We start from the raw sequence: 14909 nt of genomic DNA, 5'->3' as shown, positions 1-14909 counted from the left end.
TTAAACTTCCTCTAGATTTATTGATATACACCATTTTTCTGAAAAAATTGGACTATATGGTGCGCTAGCAACCAGTTTTCGAGAACCTCCGCGCTGAACGTTACCCAGCCATTTATTGATTTTCTGATCATTTAACTTGCATACTTCATCAAGAATATAACCAGCTCTTACTTTATCAATCGGCCCACCATGTCGATCTATTTCTTCAACAATTGTTTTTAAATATATATCTGCATTATCTTTATAAACATCAATTATATGCCTTACCCCACCACAATAGTCTGGATTACGTATCATATCTAGAAATGTTCTTCCAATCGTTGAAACCCTTAATAATGAATTTTTAATTACGGTGTATGCCCCTAAATACGATTTGGCATTAATTATCTGGACGTTCCTACTATTAATCTTGAGGGTGTTCAAAACTCTGTGTCACCGAAGCACTTATAGCTCAATATGTTTTTCCAGCCTGCCCTCAAAATGGATCGCCAGTTGCGAGAGGGTCAGGTTCCAGTTTTTCACCGGGTGCGTCCAGCGCTCGGACGCCTTGAGTATACCGGCATAGAGTAATTTGAGTAAGCTGTTTTCATTGGCGAACCCGCCCTTGGTTTTGGTCAGCTTGCGGAACTGACGATGCACGGCTTCGACGGCATTGGTGGTGTAAATGGCGGTGCGCACGTAGTCCGGATATTTGAAATAGGCCGATAGCGTAGGCCATTTACTGCGCCAGGACTGGATCACCATGGGGTACTTGTCACCCCATTTGGCTTCCAGTTCATCCAGGGCTGTCTCGGCGGCATTGAGGGTGGCGGCTTTATAGACGGTTTTGAGATCGGCCATGAAGGCTTTGTGATTTTTCGAGCCGACGTACTTTAGCGAGTTTCGGATCTGGTGAATGATGCAGTGCTGGATCTCGGTATCGGGGTAGAGGCTTTCGATGGCCTCGGGAAAGCCCTTGAGGCCGTCCACGCAGGCGATCAGAATGTCCTTGACACCCCGGTTATGCAGATCGGTGAGCACGCTCAGCCAGTGGTGGGCGCCTTCGGTGTCCGACAGATACAGGCCCAGCAGCTCTTTTTTGCCGTCGATGTTCAGGCCCAGGATGGTGTAGATGGCCTTGCTAACATACCGGCCGTTCTCCTTGATTTTGTAATGGATGGCGTCGAGCCAGACAATCGGATAGATGGCCTCCAGGTCCCGTTCCCGCCAGGCGGCCAGCTCGGGCAGGAGCTTGTCGGTGACGGCATTGAGGGTGCCATTGGACAGCGCGATGCCGTACATGTCACCAATGTGGTCGCGGATGTCCTGATAGCTCATACCCAGAGCAAACAACGCAATGACCTTGCGTTCGAGCTCATCGGTCAGATGTGTCTGGTGCTTTTTGACCAGCTGCGGCTCAAAGGTCCCGGCCCGGTCGCGAGGGGTGTCCAACTCAAATGGCCCGGCGGCGCTTTTCATGGTTTTTGAGGTGCTGCCATTTTTGCGATTGGGCGTCTCTTGGGCGTCCAGATGCGTCTCCAGCTCGGCTTGCATGGCCGCTTCGGTGAGCTGCTTGATCAGCGGGGTGAGGACCCCGTCCTTGCCACTGAGGTCCTGGCCTTCACGCAACGCCTTGAGCGCCGCATCCATGTCGAAGTTGATTTGTTTTTTCATGTGTCATACCTTTTATAGACAGTTTAATGGAATGACACAGAATTCTGAACACTACCTTAATCTTTGAAATCTTTATTCTCTGAAGTTTCGGAAACCCACTGCTTTCGTATTCATTTATATGAATTGCGAAGTCTTGTTCCATTTTCTCATTAGCTGCCTTTGACCACTCTAATGAAGATAAAGATGTGAGATACAGAATTTTCGGTAATCTATCTGTCAGACCATGATAATCCATTGCACTTAAGTGTGAGACATAAGCAAATGGATCAACTATACATGCGATCTCTCCTGGAGATTTAGATTCCTTTCCAATAATATTAAAAACTGAGCGTGACGGGAAATTTCTATTCTCTGTTAAAATACCAGTATCTAATAATTCTTTAAGTACGCGCGAAAAATCATTTTGCACCGGAAATTCTTTTCTAGTACATAACGGCTGACCTTGGTAATCGCTGTCTGCAAGTAGATCGAAAATGAGCTTTGCCAATTGATATTTGGTAATTACTGGCTGCCGTAAAGAACCAACTTTTAGTGTTACAGCTTTGATTATTGGAATACAATTTGGCATGTGGGGGTTCACCTGGTATACGTCCTAAGGACGTATACCAGGTGAAACAAAATATGTCAAGTTCATTATAACAACAGAATCCCGATTATACTGCTTGACCTTCGTTAATTCGCCCCTTACACTGCGTCCTTAGGACGCAGTGTAAGGGGCGAACCAACAGAAAAAGCCCGCGTACGCAGGCTTTAATCAATTCTAAATCATTGTAATATCACGTTTTTTGGTAAATCTCCGCACCCTTCTCTAAAGCTCCACCGCCTTGGTCGCTCCCGGCGTCCTGCCTCCCGCGACAAGGCTCACTCCATGAGCAAAGCGAGTGTTTTGGGTGCTAGTGCATCCCTGGCTTATTGCTTGCGGTAAATTTAAATCAAGGGGTCAGAATGAACCTCCCCCGGTTTTACGGACACATTAAATCAGAGACAATACTGATTAAGGAGTGTCCAAAACATGACGAGAAAACGCAATCCCTACAAGACGTACACCAAGGAATTTAAGGCCGAGGCGGTGAAGCTAATGGAAGAGTCCGATCGTCCCGCTGCTGAGATTGCCCTGGAACTGGGAGTCCGCCGCAATCAGCTTTACAAATGGAAAGAACAGCTGCAGGCCAAAGGTGAGCAGGCCTTTTCCGGCCAACGGGGTCGGCCAAAGAAAGAGAACCAGTCCGAGGTGACCACCTTGCGCCAGGAGAACGAGCGTCTGAAGGAGGAGGTCGAGATTTTAAAAAAGGCCACGGCGTACTTTGCGAAGGACCATTCGTGAAGTACGCGTTCATACGAGAGCAAGCGGCTCGTTATACGGTGAGCCGGCTGTGCCAGATATTGGACGTCTCTGCCAGCGGTTACTACGACTGGCGGGATCGTCCGGAGAGTGACCGGGCCAAACAGAATCGGGCACTGCTGAGTAAGATCACGGTGTTTCACCGGGCCAGTCGCGGGATCTACGGATCACCCCGTATTTATCGCGACCTGGTTGAATCGGGGGAGCAAGTCGGTGAGAACCGCGTGGCCCGCCTGATGCGTGATAATGACATTCAGTCCCGGATGGCGAGAAAATTTGTGATCACCACCGATTCAAAGAATACACAGCAGCCGGCGCCAGACCAACTACAGCGTCAGTTCAACGTCACTGAACCGGATAAGGCCTGGGTCTCGGATACCACGTTCATCCCGACCCGAGAGGGCTGGTTGTACCTGGCGGTTATCCTTGAACTCTATTCCCGCCAGATACTGGGCTGGGCCATGGGTGACAAGAACAACGCGAAACTGGTGCAGGATGCGCTGACCATGGCCGTGTGGCGTCGAGGTAAAGTCGACTCTGTCATCGTCCACTCCGATCAGGGCACCACTTATGCCTCGGGCGATTACCAGCGGCTGCTGAAGTATAACAAGCTGCTGTGTAGCATGAGCCGTAAAGGAGAGTGCCTGGACAACGCCGTCGCCGAGAGTTTCTTCGGGACGTTGAAAACAGAACTAGTCGATCATGAAGATTACCGAACCAAAGACCAGGCCAAACGCAGCTTGTTCGAGTACATGGAAATCTTCTATAACAAACGGCGGCGTCACTCTTACCTGGGTTACGTCAGTCCGGTAGACTATGAGGCGAGGTTCGCCTCTTAATTAAACTGTCCGTTTTATTGGGGGAACCTCAGATCACTTGATTCAGTAGGAATAATTGCAAATGATAATGAGACGCGTTTGTCACCGACCCCTTTTACATGGTGACAGCGGTGGGTAAGGTGCCAGACGTGATGGGGCAGAAAATGGCGATTGGCGCGCGGCATGACGGCTTCCTCCTTAAAGCGACGTTTTCATCCATGAAATGAGGCGTTTAAGGCCTTATACAGGGCTTATTTTAGTAGAAAGTTTTACTCATTCAATATGTTGCGGTGGTCCGACCCCGACCCCGCCCTTGGTCAGACCGACCCCGCCCTAATATCTCTTATCTACTTACTTAAACCCCATTAATTCTAAAATTAAGTTTTCTAATTCGTTCGTTCTATTCTTATGTGCCTGGAATAACCTGGCTGGAAAATCCGGTCTCTCAAGTATATTCTTGGCACACTTGCAAATACTTTCTGTTTCTGCGGCGGTAATTTCATCACCATGTATGCGAAAAATAAAATCAGCCCCATCAACCATCTCAAAAAGCATTTTCTTTTTTTCATCATTTAATGTTCCAAATTGGACGGTGTCACGACTTTCTTTGTATATACCTATAACAGGAGTCCTTAAATTGTAACAATTGAGAGTCATGTGATAGATGTCAGTAAGCACAAATGAAGAATTAGCAATTGTATTGAGTATTTTTTTAAAAGCGCCATGGAAAAAATGCCGTAAACCAAAAAGTAATTCAGGCTTTAGCCAGTCAATGTTAATTGCCTTGATACCCAGTTTTGATTCAATGTTTTGCACAAGACGTTGTGCTTCATCTGCACTTATATCAGACCGCCCGAAAGACCAGACAAAATAAGGTTCTTTGTTTTTTGATGGACGCGTATTTGTTTGCAATAGTGAAGAGACGTCGTAGCCCTGGTAAACTCTTTGAGAAAGTTCAGAAAAGAGTGACTTTATTAACTGGTATGAACCTGTGTCACGAACTACAATTCCATCAGTACGTTGTAAAAAGTACTCAAAGCTCTTTTTAGTTCCAGGATCTTCGAGTTTCTGGTTCATACCAAGAAAACAATTTCCGAAACTATAGATTTTAGTACTTTCTGGTAATTGTTTTCCTAATTCAAGGTAAAACTCTTTCCAGTATTCAAATGCTTCTTCAACTGTATTTAAGTCACTATTCCCAATTTCTCGACGTGCAAAGTCTCGTCCACCCCACATCGGGTTATTCTGAAAATCACCCCAATAAATTATTTGATCATATTTTTTAAGGTCGCAAGCCGAACGTACTCGTTTGAATTTTAACTTTCCAATATGAGTTCTATGTTGTGTAACACATAGATCAGCACCAAGATTATTAGAGGAAAAAAACTGTTTTCCGGCCATATCAACTGAATACATCCCTGAGTTTACAGGATTATGGGCACATATAATGGCGATCTTTGATGACATTAAACTTAATGGTTTATTTGAGTAAGATAAAAATGGGTCTTCACCGATTGTAGTGGGTTCCCATCTCGTATTTTCTGGGCATTAGCGATAGGCCACCAAAATGAAACAGGATGGTGGTTTTAAATCGCGCCCGATTTCGAAAGCCGCGCGCCTTGTCTTTGAGCATTTTGATTTTGCTGTTGATACTCTCCGCCCGGGCATTGATTACATTTAATACGATGGCATTGATGATGCCCCACAGGTGTTGTTTGACCATTCGCGCGACTTTTTTGATCGGGGCCAGGCGGCTGCGAATGGCCCACTGATACCATTGCTGCCAGGCACGCTCGGCCCAGCTACGGCGCAGGTAATGCCATAGCCCCTTGGCGTGTTCCTTGATGGCCCAGGCCCGACCGGTTTGGCGAGCCACGCGACTGAGTTGCACAAGTTCCTGGCGCAGCTGGCGTCTCAAGTCGGCCGCGTTGCGCAACCAACCGTACTTGGTGCCCTTTAATGTCGCATCGCCCTGTTTCATGCGTTGCCGGTGCTCTTGTTTGCGCACCGCGTCGACGGCCTGGTTGAGATGCTGGTTGACGTGGAATTTATCGAAGGCGATTTTGTCTTCGGCGTCGGGGATATGTTCGAGGGTGGCACGGATATAAGCTGGCCACATGTCCATCGAAATGCTCTGAATTTGCGCCTTTTGGGCGTCGCTCAGCTGGCCATAGAAGTCATTGAGGCTCGCGCCACGGCGGTCATCGGCCACGTGCAGGACATTCCCATGGGCGTCATTGACCACCGTCACGTATTCATGGCGCTTTTGAAAGGCGACCTCGTCGATACCCAGATGGGCTAACGCCGGGGTGCCCCGACGGGACAAGCCCCGCTGTACCGCGCGCTGCATGATGCCGTCCACGGCATTCCAGCTCAGTCCCATCTGTCGGCTGACGGCGGAGGCGGTGTTCTCTTTCAACAGCAGAATGACCATCGCCTCAAACAGGACCGTGTAGCGAGCGTTATCTTGTGCCCAGGGGACCTCGATGGTCTGGACGCCATGTTCAGGACATTGGACACACGGAACATCGGCCTCAACCTGCGTTTTGAACTGGCAGGTATCCAGGTGCCACCAACGACGCCGGCGCTTGTCATAGCGCGGTGTTGGCCTACCACAGGTCGGGCAACGCAATGGCGAATCCGCTTCGAGTTCAACATGGACCTCGACCGTCTTGTCCGGTTCAATGAATTTGATGCCGCTGACAAACCAGGGCGAGGCGATCCCCAGGATCTTTTCATATAACGTCGTTTCATCCATCATCGATTTAACCTAGCAAACCCACTACAGTTGGGGAAGAGCCTAAAAAATTAACGTGAATTCAATTTGTAAGTGCAACTTAACCGGTTTGGTGAGAGGGCAAGCGGCGGTAGCCTATGCAGCTTCTCTCACCGACCAAAGTTTGAGGAGCATATATAACGCGATACTCACAGCTTACCCAGGAACAAGCATACCAAATTCAGGTCTACATGAAAGTCGGTTTTAACCAAACCCAGACCGCAAATTTCATCGGTGTCGATAATTCCACCATCAGCCGTGAGGGGCGCCGTGACCGGAGGGGGGAGGGTATCGGGCCTACCATGCCCAACAGGCCCATCGCTTCTGTCTTCAGCGGCGTACGGACAAAGCTTCCTCTCGTATCGAATCCGCTACCTGGCGTCACGTCCGTCAATTTCTGCGCGAGGACTGGCGCCCTGAACAACCCGGTCTCTGGCTGGCCCAGGAAGCCGGCCTGTCAGTCACGAGTCCATTTAGTCAGTATGACTCCTGGCCGATAAACAGGCCGGTGTCTCTCTTTATCGACATCTGCGCTGCCAGAAGCAACGCATGAAGCCTTATGGCTCCTATTCGCATCGAGGCCAGATCCCGAATCAAATCTCAACTTTCTTCTTGGGAGCGCAGCCTGAATGAAAACACCAATGGACTCATTCGCCAGTATTTCCCCAAGAAGCATGATTTTACAACCATCACTCAACGACAAATTGAATGCGTGATGGTGAAACTCAACAACCGACCCCGAAAATGTCTTGATACCAAAACACCGAATCAGTATTTTTCGGAGTCAAACCGAACGTTGCACTAACAACTTGAATCTACGATTGTTTATAATTGTAAGAACCCCGTTATACGCTAGGTGGGGATTTTAAGCTTATAAAAAAGTGTCGGAGGATCTGCTCTAAGCGTTGCAGCCCCTTCCTACGTGGTTTTTCTGCTTGATTTTTGCTGACACCACCCGTTTTATTTAACCTGTCAGATCTTAATGTAGAAGTTTCATATGCCTGTTCCATTAAAAACACCATTCGTGGGTAAAGCGCATAGATGGACATATCTTTTTCAATCCTCTCGCCTATAAGCATTTCATCTGGTGGTATAGCAATAGAACGAGTCTTTCGAATCAACTCCTTTGCACCCCTTTTACTTAATATATATGCTGATGCAAAATATGATCTCCGTGAAAAACGAACTAATTGGTATTTATCAGTTATTTTACGCTTTTCCCATACCGATGGAACACAATCTGCATAAGAAAGCATAACAAGATCAACGTCACTATGATGATCCCTAATAGTACTAATCATTTCGACAGCTTCACGCGTCAATGCAGCGTCACTCTCCAGTATTAAAACAAAATTATCTTTACCTTTTGCTACTTTATTCCATATAACCCAATGACTGGCTGCACAACCAATTTCTGGTTTTGACAGTTCTCTCCCCATATAAGTTAAAGCGTCATCTTCTGAATAGCAAATACCGAGATCTGATGGCATATTTTCTCCATCAATCCCAATATATTCGGCTTCAATACCTAGATCGGATAAGTTTTTATTGAGTGATTGATGGCGTTCTACTTCACGTTCTAAGCAGATAGCATAAGTTTTGATGTTATCAATTTTCTTTTCCATTTTTTAATTAACTATATGTTATATATTTTCGTGAATTCAATTTGTAAGTGCAACTCAACCGGTTTGGTGAGAGGGCAAGCTGTGGTAGCCTATGCAGCTTCTCTTACCGACCAAAGTTTGAAGAGCACACATGAAGCAATACGCGCAGCTTACCCAGGAACAACGATATCAAATTTGGGCCCTTATGCAAGCCGGTTTCAACCAAACACAGATCGCGAATTGCATCGGTGTCCATAAATCCACCGTGAGCCGGATTAAAGGGGTCGCCCATAAGTCGTCGCCTCCCCTGCGGAGGCATCCAGAGATAAACTCCGGGGCTTACGCTCACAATAGAGGAGGCGCGACGATGACACTGTACTGCGGAATCGATTTGCATAGCAATAACAGCCTGGTCTCCCTGATTGATAATGATGATCGGGTCATTCGTGAACAGCGGTTGCCGAATGAGCTCGATACGGTCGTTGACCTGCTTGGGCCCTGGCCCTATCAGTCCGACGGCAAAAGGGTCGGTGAAAAACGATAATCATTTACATTCTCAACCAATACTATATCTTTGACTCCAACGGATAATCCCCGGCTTTTTAATAATTGCCAGCGACAGATCCACATCCAGATCTGGCCAATACAAATGCTCCGTACCCTGTACCTCAACAGAAACCGGGGTCTATCAGAGAGTAGCAGGACTAACTGCAAATGATGATGAGAAGCGTTTGTCACCGACCCCTTTTACGCTCTCTTGTTGCGGTGGTCCGGCCCCGACCCCGCCGGTGTCTCACCGACCCCTTTCGACTCTATATTTTCTGATTTCATCCTGCAGCCTGTCGCGGCCTGAGCGACTTTGCCGGTATATCTCATCGGCCTTGTAGAACTCCAGCACACGAACATCCTGAATATCCGGCTTGATATAGATATCCGGCGGTCTGTTGCGCATTTTTTCCTGCATCACTGCTGCCTGCATGATTTGAAAAGTATTAAAAATCGTTTCAAAATAGGTTGGCCCGTTATCAGTGTCCGGGGTACGTTCACCCAGCACATCAATTGCCACCACCACATCACAATCATCAAACAGCAGGTCATAGGGTACCGGGTTGACCAGTCCGCCATCGACCAGCACTTTTCCCTGGTACTCCACCGGCGCAAATAAACCGGGCACCGCGATACTCGCCCTGATCGCGAAGGCCAGTTCACCGGATTCGAATACCACCTGTCTCCTACTCCAGAAGTCAGTCGCCACAACCGTTAACGGTATTTCGAGTTGACTGAAATCGTCAACTTCAATCAGGTCCAGCAGATATTGCATCAGGGCCTCGGATTCGATTAACCCACCCTTGCCCATGCCAGGTTCTACAAAGTCGAACCAGTTGAAAATATCTTCGCTGAACAACGTATCCAGCCAGTCCTCATCTTCCGAAACTGTCAAACGTTCGACGACCTGGCGGATTTGCATGCCGGATAATCCCGAGGCATACAAACAACCCATTACAGCACCAATACTGCAACCGGCTATGCGATGGGGCCGGATACCCAGTTCATCAAAGACTTCCAGCATTGGAATATGCGCCAGGCCCCTGGCGCCCCCACCTCCCAGTGCCAGCCCGATTTTTGGTTCTTTAAGGTCGCGTCCGCAGCCTGTACTGAGAATGCTGACGGCCAGGAATGTCAGAAATTCTCGTCGAGTCATTGTCATCGTTTTATACGTCTATGAAGAATTGGAAAAGGACTCTGACCCTGGGGTATTACTTTTACGCTACTGTAAAATGCTGTTTGCTAACTTTTATATTTTGCCCTTAATTCCGCCAACGCTTCTTCTGCATCGACTAATTCGACCCGCCCCTCATGCACATCCTGTACACGTTGCTGAATTTCTTCCCGCCACGCGGCTTCCCACTCTTCGCGCGAGATCGGCTCGTCGTCTTTGTCCAGACTACGGATTAAATCAAGGGCGATACGCGCCCGGTCCTCCCTGGGCAAGGCAAAGACTTCCTTTTCAAGGTCGTTGATGCTACGTGCCATGATGTGCCTCCTGCACCGATTGTAGTCCATGAATTTTGATAAACTCTACCTTCATACATACTTAGCAGAGGGCGGTAGGAATAATTGCAAATGATAATGAGACGCGTTTGTCACCGACCCCTTTTACGCTTTAGCACCCCTCAGCCAAAATACTCCTCTATCCACTGAAACAGTTTCTGTGTATCCATCTCTGAGAGCGCGATGCTCTGAAAGTCAGAGCCCACTTCATCTTCAATCGTGATGAACTGATACAGCAGTACGCCAGGCTGTTCATCATGCAGAATCAGGGTTATTCGGCGACGAGTGCGCAGGCAGTCAATGGTCATCACATCGGCAGGAATGCCGGCGTCCCGCATGCCGCGGCGCACCTCTACCACCGGGTTGATGTGTTCGTGGCTGGCCTGAATGCCGGCATGGGCATCACTGACCATATCGGAAAGGACTTTCAGAGTAGCTTCAGACATAACACTTACATTTTTTGCAGTGAATGAAAACGAGTCAGAATTAATCGGAGTTTGGTCTTGTCTTTTTATCAACCCAAAGGCAAAACGCAAGACCTGACCCCGTTACGCATGACGGCTTCCTCCTTAAAGCAGTGTTTTCATCCATGAAATGAGGCGTTTAAGGCCTCAGACAGGGCTTATTTTAGTAGAAAGTCTCGTCGATTCAAGGAGTTACCTTGGTCCAACCCCGCCATACCTGACACCAAAAACGGCAACCGCTATCTGGCCATGGCGTACCTGGAGGCGGCTCACTATGCCGCCATCTGGAACCCGACCATCAAGCACTACTACCAGCGCAAGTGCAAAAAGGTCCCAAAGATGGTGGCCAAAAAAACGATTGCCAACAAGCTCAGTCGGGCCTGTTATCACATGTTAAAAAACGGCACACAATTCGAGGTGAACCGTGCGTTTGGTTAATCGGTTTTTCGGTGCGCAGATCGAAAGGGGTATGGCAGCCAGCCCGGTCCACTGAATATCGCGCACCGAAATCATTTTCTTCGGTTTAGTTGGCGTGCCCGCGGTGTCAGCTCAAAGGCGACTGACGAACAGTCCTGAACTCTGACTCCCTCTAGCGGCACCGGGGTACCGATTATTTTGTGGGGCAGCGACGCTGCCAGGGATGACCGCCAAACTGCTATCGGCAGCGCGGACCATCTTGATCCTGATGGGTGACTGAAGCACGTCAATTTTGACGGGCAGACAGCAACCAAAAATCGGGCGCACGGCCTGACGAACCGAAGCCACTTTTTTAGGGTGAGCTCACTTCGTTCTCGCTCGCCCACTTGACAGGCGACGACTTATGGGCGACCCCTTTGACCCCAAAAATCGGGGTCAGGCCAAGACTTTTGTCAACCGAAAGGCAAAACGCAAGACCTGACCCCGTGAGACCTCAATCTAAAATTGGAGCAGTTGGTTTAAATCCATCACCTAATAAATGATATTGTTTTAATGCTGATTTATCTTTTTTATCACCACCAAGATTTTGTTCCCAGCTGAGGACATGCAATGGGGCGTTTGTTGCTCGGGCCATGTCTAGCGCACGATCTTCTTGGTGCAAGAATAATATCAGCGAAAGATCTGTTTTATTATTATTATGCAGACGAATAAAGCTACTTATAAATCTAGAAAATGTTCGGAACGTGGTTTGATCCATCTCTTGCGCAGGATCATCAAGCGCAATTAGTGCATTCCTGAAACGACCATCAGTTAAATATCGTGTAAAAAACCAAGCTAATCCTAATATGTGTTGTTCAGCTTGGTTATAAAGATATCGAGCAAGAATTTTCTTGTTCTCATTCCCTGCTTTCACCGTCAATTTCTCTCTACCTCTGCTAGTACTAGCCTCGAATTTTGGCATGCCAGCAATATTCCACCTAGCTGAAGTTAGCGACAAAACCAACTCCAGCCACACAGCCTCAAGGGTCGAAGGAAGGTGTTGCTCTACTATTCGCTGACTCTCTTCCCTCAATGCAACATTTATCTCTTTCCATTTATCTGGTTCACTCCAGACTCTTTCCCCCTCTGCATTAAGATTAAGAATTGTTGATGCTAATTTCGAAGAAATATCATCAATATTATCAACAATATGTAAAGATTCTGGTTTTGATGCCAAATTTCTCAGATCTGATTTTAACTCTACTCGTTTTTCTTCATCAATTAATATCGATTGCAATGTCGTGTCGCCAACTAAACCATGCAATTTTTCACCTAAGGAAATACGTCTATCTTCTGAGATAGGACACTGCCCAAACGAAGACAGTTCTTGCTCTGCCTCCTTAAGCTCCTTGTTTTTATTATTCAACTCTTGACGTTTATTATCTAGATCAGATTGAACAGCAGCATGCAGTTTGTCTACAACAGAAACTATACCACCATTATCTTCATGATCTGTAGAACATGTCGGGCACTCATTAGGTTTCTCATTAGCCCATGTCGGAATAAAATCATTACGTATATATTCAATATGGTCATAGTGACGTCTTATTGATTTTCCCGCTGTAATTAATTCTTCACTTTCTTTCCTGAGTTTTTCTATGTTCTCAGTTAAGGCGTTAATATATTCATTAGATGGCTCTTCATCTAAATCTTGAGTTTCTCGGCGTGTTAGCCAGCCCCCCCATTGATCTAATTCATCTTCAATCAATGGTAAAGATTCTCGAAGGTCATCCACCAGAGGCGAAATATCCTCTATGTATTCATTTACACGGATATATATATTGTTTCTACTCTCGAGCCATTCATTCAATAAAATCTGTATATTATTGTTGTTAGTAATTGCAAAAGATGCGATATTGTTAACCAACCTGTCACGCTGAGTCTTACTATCATGGGTTTCTAATTCATTATTAAGCGTTCTACCTTTTTCAAAATCCGTAGAAAAGAATTGTGAAGATTTTTTAATCCACTCAGACAAGTTTTTTGATGCTTGAGGAAGATTCTCATTAATCACATATTCTACAAGTTTTTGGAGCCTTGTTTCTTGTCTTGTTATATTTGAGCTTAGGCCATAACCTCTAAGCCAATTCTGGCGCTTTGAATTACTTTGCTCATACTCTAATTCAACTAAATTACGTACATATTCAGCCAAAGATGAATAGCCGGATAGTATCTGAACTCCTAGTTCATTACTGTTTTTTCTTACAAAATTTATACTATCTTCTTGACCTAAAAGATTACCATCTGCTTTTCTCAGACGCGATTCAGCTTCTGTCTTTTCATAAGGAATTGCATCCAATAGACTTTCTATATCATTTAATATTATTTTAGGGTTACCACCATCCAGCGGCGCCAATACTTGGCTAATATAGTCCGAACCCTTTTTTATATCAGGATCTTCTAAGTATTTTATATGTCTACTTGAGGTACCAGAAATACTAAAACTCAATGCCTCAAATAGTGTAGATTTACCAGTACCATTCGGACCAAAGATAACGTGCGGTTTAGCATAACCAATTGGTTTTTCTGTCAAAAGATTTAACTCGCAGCTAGTTAGGTTTCTGCAGTTATATATCTTCAATGATGATATTGTTTTTACTTCATTAGGAAATTCATCTGTAACTCCCCCTAATTCGTAATTTCTCGCATCATCGACGACTCTCTTTGCCCGAGTTGATACCTCTGGGTCACTAAATCTTTCTGGGAAATTCTCGAGCATTGACATTACAGCATCATTTGCTGTTAACCACTGAGGTATCTTATCTGACTCTAATCTGTATAACTTTCTCGTATTAAACAATAGAGACGGTAAGCTAAACTTGTTCAATGTATTTACTAGAGAATCTTGGTTTTCATAGAAGAGCACATCAAGCGACATTTCTTCTGTGAATCCGCTTTCTGATCTTAGTTCAGCAATATATTCTTTCCATGATTCAGATAGATCACTAGAAACTAACCAGAGCATTCCGACCTGCCATACCCCATTTTCATCATACTCGTGTTTTTCTAGTCCATATTTTGGCTGTAGCTTAGTTACCCACTCTAAACCGTTTTGAATGTCACTATCTATTGCAAGGTGAAGATCATCTTTATTATTTACTACGTGAATGTTCAGCATATTCCCTATCTCATAATCGAGAAGCATGGCATTATCCCTGCCATCTGAATTTCTGATAACCCACCTTGGCTGTTTCTCATCTGTATTATCAGACTCACTTATCGTAACACCTAAACAATCAATATATTGTTGATTCAGCCAGACTTTAACCGTATTTAATATATCTAGACTCATTAGGCATTCTCTATATCTTCAAGATTCAGAAAACCAATATTTTCAGTCCTCGACAATGATGCAGTATCCATCAAAGAAGCAACTTGCGATTTCCAGTTTATTACTACGGTTTCTTCTAACTCTTCATCAAGCTTTCTATCAAAAATCGGTAGAATTGATAGCTGTTTGATTGCTCCTTTATTATCCCAATGCCACCCATCTGACAATGATCTGAGAGACATTAAATTTATATTATTGCTACGTTCCCAAGCCGGGAGAGGAAGAATTAAGTGCCTATTTTCTTTATCCCATATACCACCCGGATACGCTGCCAAATCCCATTGCTTTGCACTACCAGTCATCGCAGCAAGTAATATACTTGCCCCTAATAAATCTTTTCGTGTCACACTACCATCACTCCATGGAATATGCTCATCTCTGCGATGTGTGGGTACGACGTTTGTTCCGAGACT

The 14909-nt window shown here is 45.9% G+C and carries 15 protein-coding genes and 2 pseudogenes; 6 read left to right on the top strand and 11 right to left on the bottom strand.

Going from position 1 to position 14909, the window contains the following annotated elements:
• The 3 genes from U5J94_RS01585 to U5J94_RS01575 all read right to left on the bottom strand — a co-directional run bounded on the left by U5J94_RS01585 (position 1) and on the right by U5J94_RS01575 (position 2221).
• Positions 1–297, bottom strand: coding sequence for a hypothetical protein (locus tag U5J94_RS01585; RefSeq protein ID WP_322563899.1), 297 nt, complete (start codon positions 295–297; stop codon positions 1–3).
• A gap of 147 nt (positions 298–444) precedes the next feature.
• On the bottom strand, positions 445–1653 hold the full coding sequence (locus U5J94_RS01580; protein WP_322563898.1) for an IS256 family transposase: 1209 nt from the start codon (positions 1651–1653) through the stop codon (positions 445–447).
• Positions 1601–2221 (bottom strand): hypothetical protein, encoded by a 621-nt coding sequence (locus U5J94_RS01575; protein WP_322563897.1) that lies wholly within the window; start codon positions 2219–2221, stop codon positions 1601–1603. Before U5J94_RS01575 ends, U5J94_RS01580 begins: the two co-directional genes overlap by 53 nt.
• 444 nt (positions 2222–2665) lie before the next feature.
• On the opposite strand from U5J94_RS01575, the gene U5J94_RS01570 reads away from it, so the two are divergent.
• Both U5J94_RS01570 and U5J94_RS01565 read left to right on the top strand, forming a co-directional pair.
• Positions 2666–2977, top strand: coding sequence for a transposase (locus tag U5J94_RS01570; RefSeq protein WP_322563896.1), 312 nt, complete (start codon positions 2666–2668; stop codon positions 2975–2977).
• A complete protein-coding gene (locus U5J94_RS01565; RefSeq protein WP_322563895.1) occupies positions 2974–3834 on the top strand; it encodes an IS3 family transposase in 861 nt (286 codons plus the stop codon). Before U5J94_RS01570 ends, U5J94_RS01565 begins: the two co-directional genes overlap by 4 nt.
• Positions 3835–4164: 330 nt before the next feature.
• Here U5J94_RS01565 and U5J94_RS01560 read toward each other — a convergent pair whose 3' ends face one another.
• A complete protein-coding gene (locus U5J94_RS01560; protein ID WP_322563894.1) occupies positions 4165–5214 on the bottom strand; it encodes a polysaccharide pyruvyl transferase family protein in 1050 nt (349 codons plus the stop codon).
• 106 nt (positions 5215–5320) lie between these two features.
• Positions 5321–6574 carry an ISL3 family transposase gene (locus tag U5J94_RS01555; RefSeq protein ID WP_322563893.1) on the bottom strand — a complete coding sequence of 418 codons (1254 nt, stop codon included), beginning with the start codon at positions 6572–6574 and terminating at the stop codon, positions 5321–5323.
• 625 nt (positions 6575–7199) lie between these two features.
• Between U5J94_RS01555 and U5J94_RS01550 the strand changes: the two are divergent.
• A pseudogene (locus U5J94_RS01550) lies at positions 7200–7394 on the top strand (transposase); the annotation flags it as partial.
• 40 nt (positions 7395–7434) lie between these two features.
• On the opposite strand, the gene U5J94_RS01545 reads toward U5J94_RS01550, so the two are convergent.
• Positions 7435–8214 (bottom strand): glycosyltransferase family 25 protein, encoded by a 780-nt coding sequence (locus U5J94_RS01545; RefSeq protein WP_322563892.1) that lies wholly within the window; start codon positions 8212–8214, stop codon positions 7435–7437.
• A 130-nt stretch (positions 8215–8344) separates the two neighbouring features.
• Here U5J94_RS01545 and U5J94_RS01540 point away from each other — a divergent pair.
• Positions 8345–8455, top strand: a pseudogene (locus tag U5J94_RS01540) (IS30 family transposase); the annotation flags it as partial.
• Between the two features lie 105 nt (positions 8456–8560).
• Complete coding sequence (locus tag U5J94_RS01535) at positions 8561–8737, top strand: hypothetical protein (protein WP_322564132.1); 177 nt, start codon at positions 8561–8563, stop codon at positions 8735–8737.
• A 249-nt stretch (positions 8738–8986) separates the two neighbouring features.
• Here the strand turns inward: U5J94_RS01535 and U5J94_RS01530 are convergent, their stop codons facing one another.
• The 3 genes from U5J94_RS01530 to U5J94_RS01520 form a co-directional block, all read right to left on the bottom strand.
• Entirely contained in the window at positions 8987–9895 is a 909-nt protein-coding gene (locus tag U5J94_RS01530; RefSeq protein WP_322563891.1) for a patatin-like phospholipase family protein, read from the bottom strand.
• A gap of 86 nt (positions 9896–9981) precedes the next feature.
• Entirely contained in the window at positions 9982–10227 is a 246-nt protein-coding gene (locus U5J94_RS01525) for an addiction module protein (protein ID WP_322563890.1), read from the bottom strand.
• A 140-nt stretch (positions 10228–10367) separates the two neighbouring features.
• Positions 10368–10691: a hypothetical protein gene (locus U5J94_RS01520; protein ID WP_322563889.1), complete on the bottom strand. Its 324-nt coding sequence runs from the start codon at positions 10689–10691 to the stop codon at positions 10368–10370.
• 267 nt (positions 10692–10958) lie between these two features.
• On the opposite strand from U5J94_RS01520, the gene U5J94_RS01515 reads away from it, so the two are divergent.
• Complete coding sequence (locus tag U5J94_RS01515; protein WP_322563888.1) at positions 10959–11147, top strand: hypothetical protein; 189 nt, start codon at positions 10959–10961, stop codon at positions 11145–11147.
• A 472-nt stretch (positions 11148–11619) separates the two neighbouring features.
• On the opposite strand, the gene U5J94_RS01510 is transcribed toward U5J94_RS01515, so the two are convergent.
• The gene (locus U5J94_RS01510) at positions 11620–14457 is read right to left on the bottom strand and encodes a hypothetical protein (RefSeq protein ID WP_322563887.1); all 2838 of its coding nucleotides are present in this window, start codon (positions 14455–14457) and stop codon (positions 11620–11622) included.
• Positions 14457–14843, bottom strand: a complete 387-nt coding sequence (locus U5J94_RS01505; RefSeq protein WP_322563886.1) for a hypothetical protein — start codon at positions 14841–14843, stop codon at positions 14457–14459. The genes U5J94_RS01510 and U5J94_RS01505 overlap by 1 nt, the downstream gene beginning before the upstream one ends.
• Between the last annotated feature and the right edge of the window lie 66 nt (positions 14844–14909).

Source organism: Thiohalophilus sp. (assembly GCF_034522235.1).
GTDB lineage: Bacteria > Pseudomonadota > Gammaproteobacteria > UBA6429 > Thiohalophilaceae > Thiohalophilus.
The sequence above is the reverse complement of the archived record's forward strand: the minus strand, read 5'-3'. Positions and strand labels throughout refer to the sequence as shown.

Bases quoted from the DNA above. Each gene is read 5' to 3' on its own strand.
- U5J94_RS01585 (WP_322563899.1), bottom strand. From the start codon at position 297: ATGATACGTAATCCAGACTATTGTGGTGGGGTAAGGCATATAATTGAT.
- U5J94_RS01580 (WP_322563898.1), bottom strand. From the start codon at position 1,653: ATGAAAAAACAAATCAACTTCGACATGGATGCGGCGCTCAAGGCGTTG.
- U5J94_RS01575 (WP_322563897.1), bottom strand. From the start codon at position 2,221: ATGCCAAATTGTATTCCAATAATCAAAGCTGTAACACTAAAAGTTGGT.
- U5J94_RS01570 (WP_322563896.1), top strand. From the start codon at position 2,666: ATGACGAGAAAACGCAATCCCTACAAGACGTACACCAAGGAATTTAAG.
- U5J94_RS01560 (WP_322563894.1), bottom strand. From the start codon at position 5,214: ATGGCCGGAAAACAGTTTTTTTCCTCTAATAATCTTGGTGCTGATCTA.
- U5J94_RS01555 (WP_322563893.1), bottom strand. From the start codon at position 6,574: ATGATGGATGAAACGACGTTATATGAAAAGATCCTGGGGATCGCCTCG.
- U5J94_RS01545 (WP_322563892.1), bottom strand. From the start codon at position 8,214: ATGGAAAAGAAAATTGATAACATCAAAACTTATGCTATCTGCTTAGAA.
- U5J94_RS01535 (WP_322564132.1), top strand. From the start codon at position 8,561: ATGACACTGTACTGCGGAATCGATTTGCATAGCAATAACAGCCTGGTC.
- U5J94_RS01530 (WP_322563891.1), bottom strand. From the start codon at position 9,895: ATGACTCGACGAGAATTTCTGACATTCCTGGCCGTCAGCATTCTCAGT.
- U5J94_RS01525 (WP_322563890.1), bottom strand. From the start codon at position 10,227: ATGGCACGTAGCATCAACGACCTTGAAAAGGAAGTCTTTGCCTTGCCC.
- U5J94_RS01520 (WP_322563889.1), bottom strand. From the start codon at position 10,691: ATGTCTGAAGCTACTCTGAAAGTCCTTTCCGATATGGTCAGTGATGCC.
- U5J94_RS01515 (WP_322563888.1), top strand. From the start codon at position 10,959: ATGGCGTACCTGGAGGCGGCTCACTATGCCGCCATCTGGAACCCGACC.
- U5J94_RS01510 (WP_322563887.1), bottom strand. From the start codon at position 14,457: ATGAGTCTAGATATATTAAATACGGTTAAAGTCTGGCTGAATCAACAA.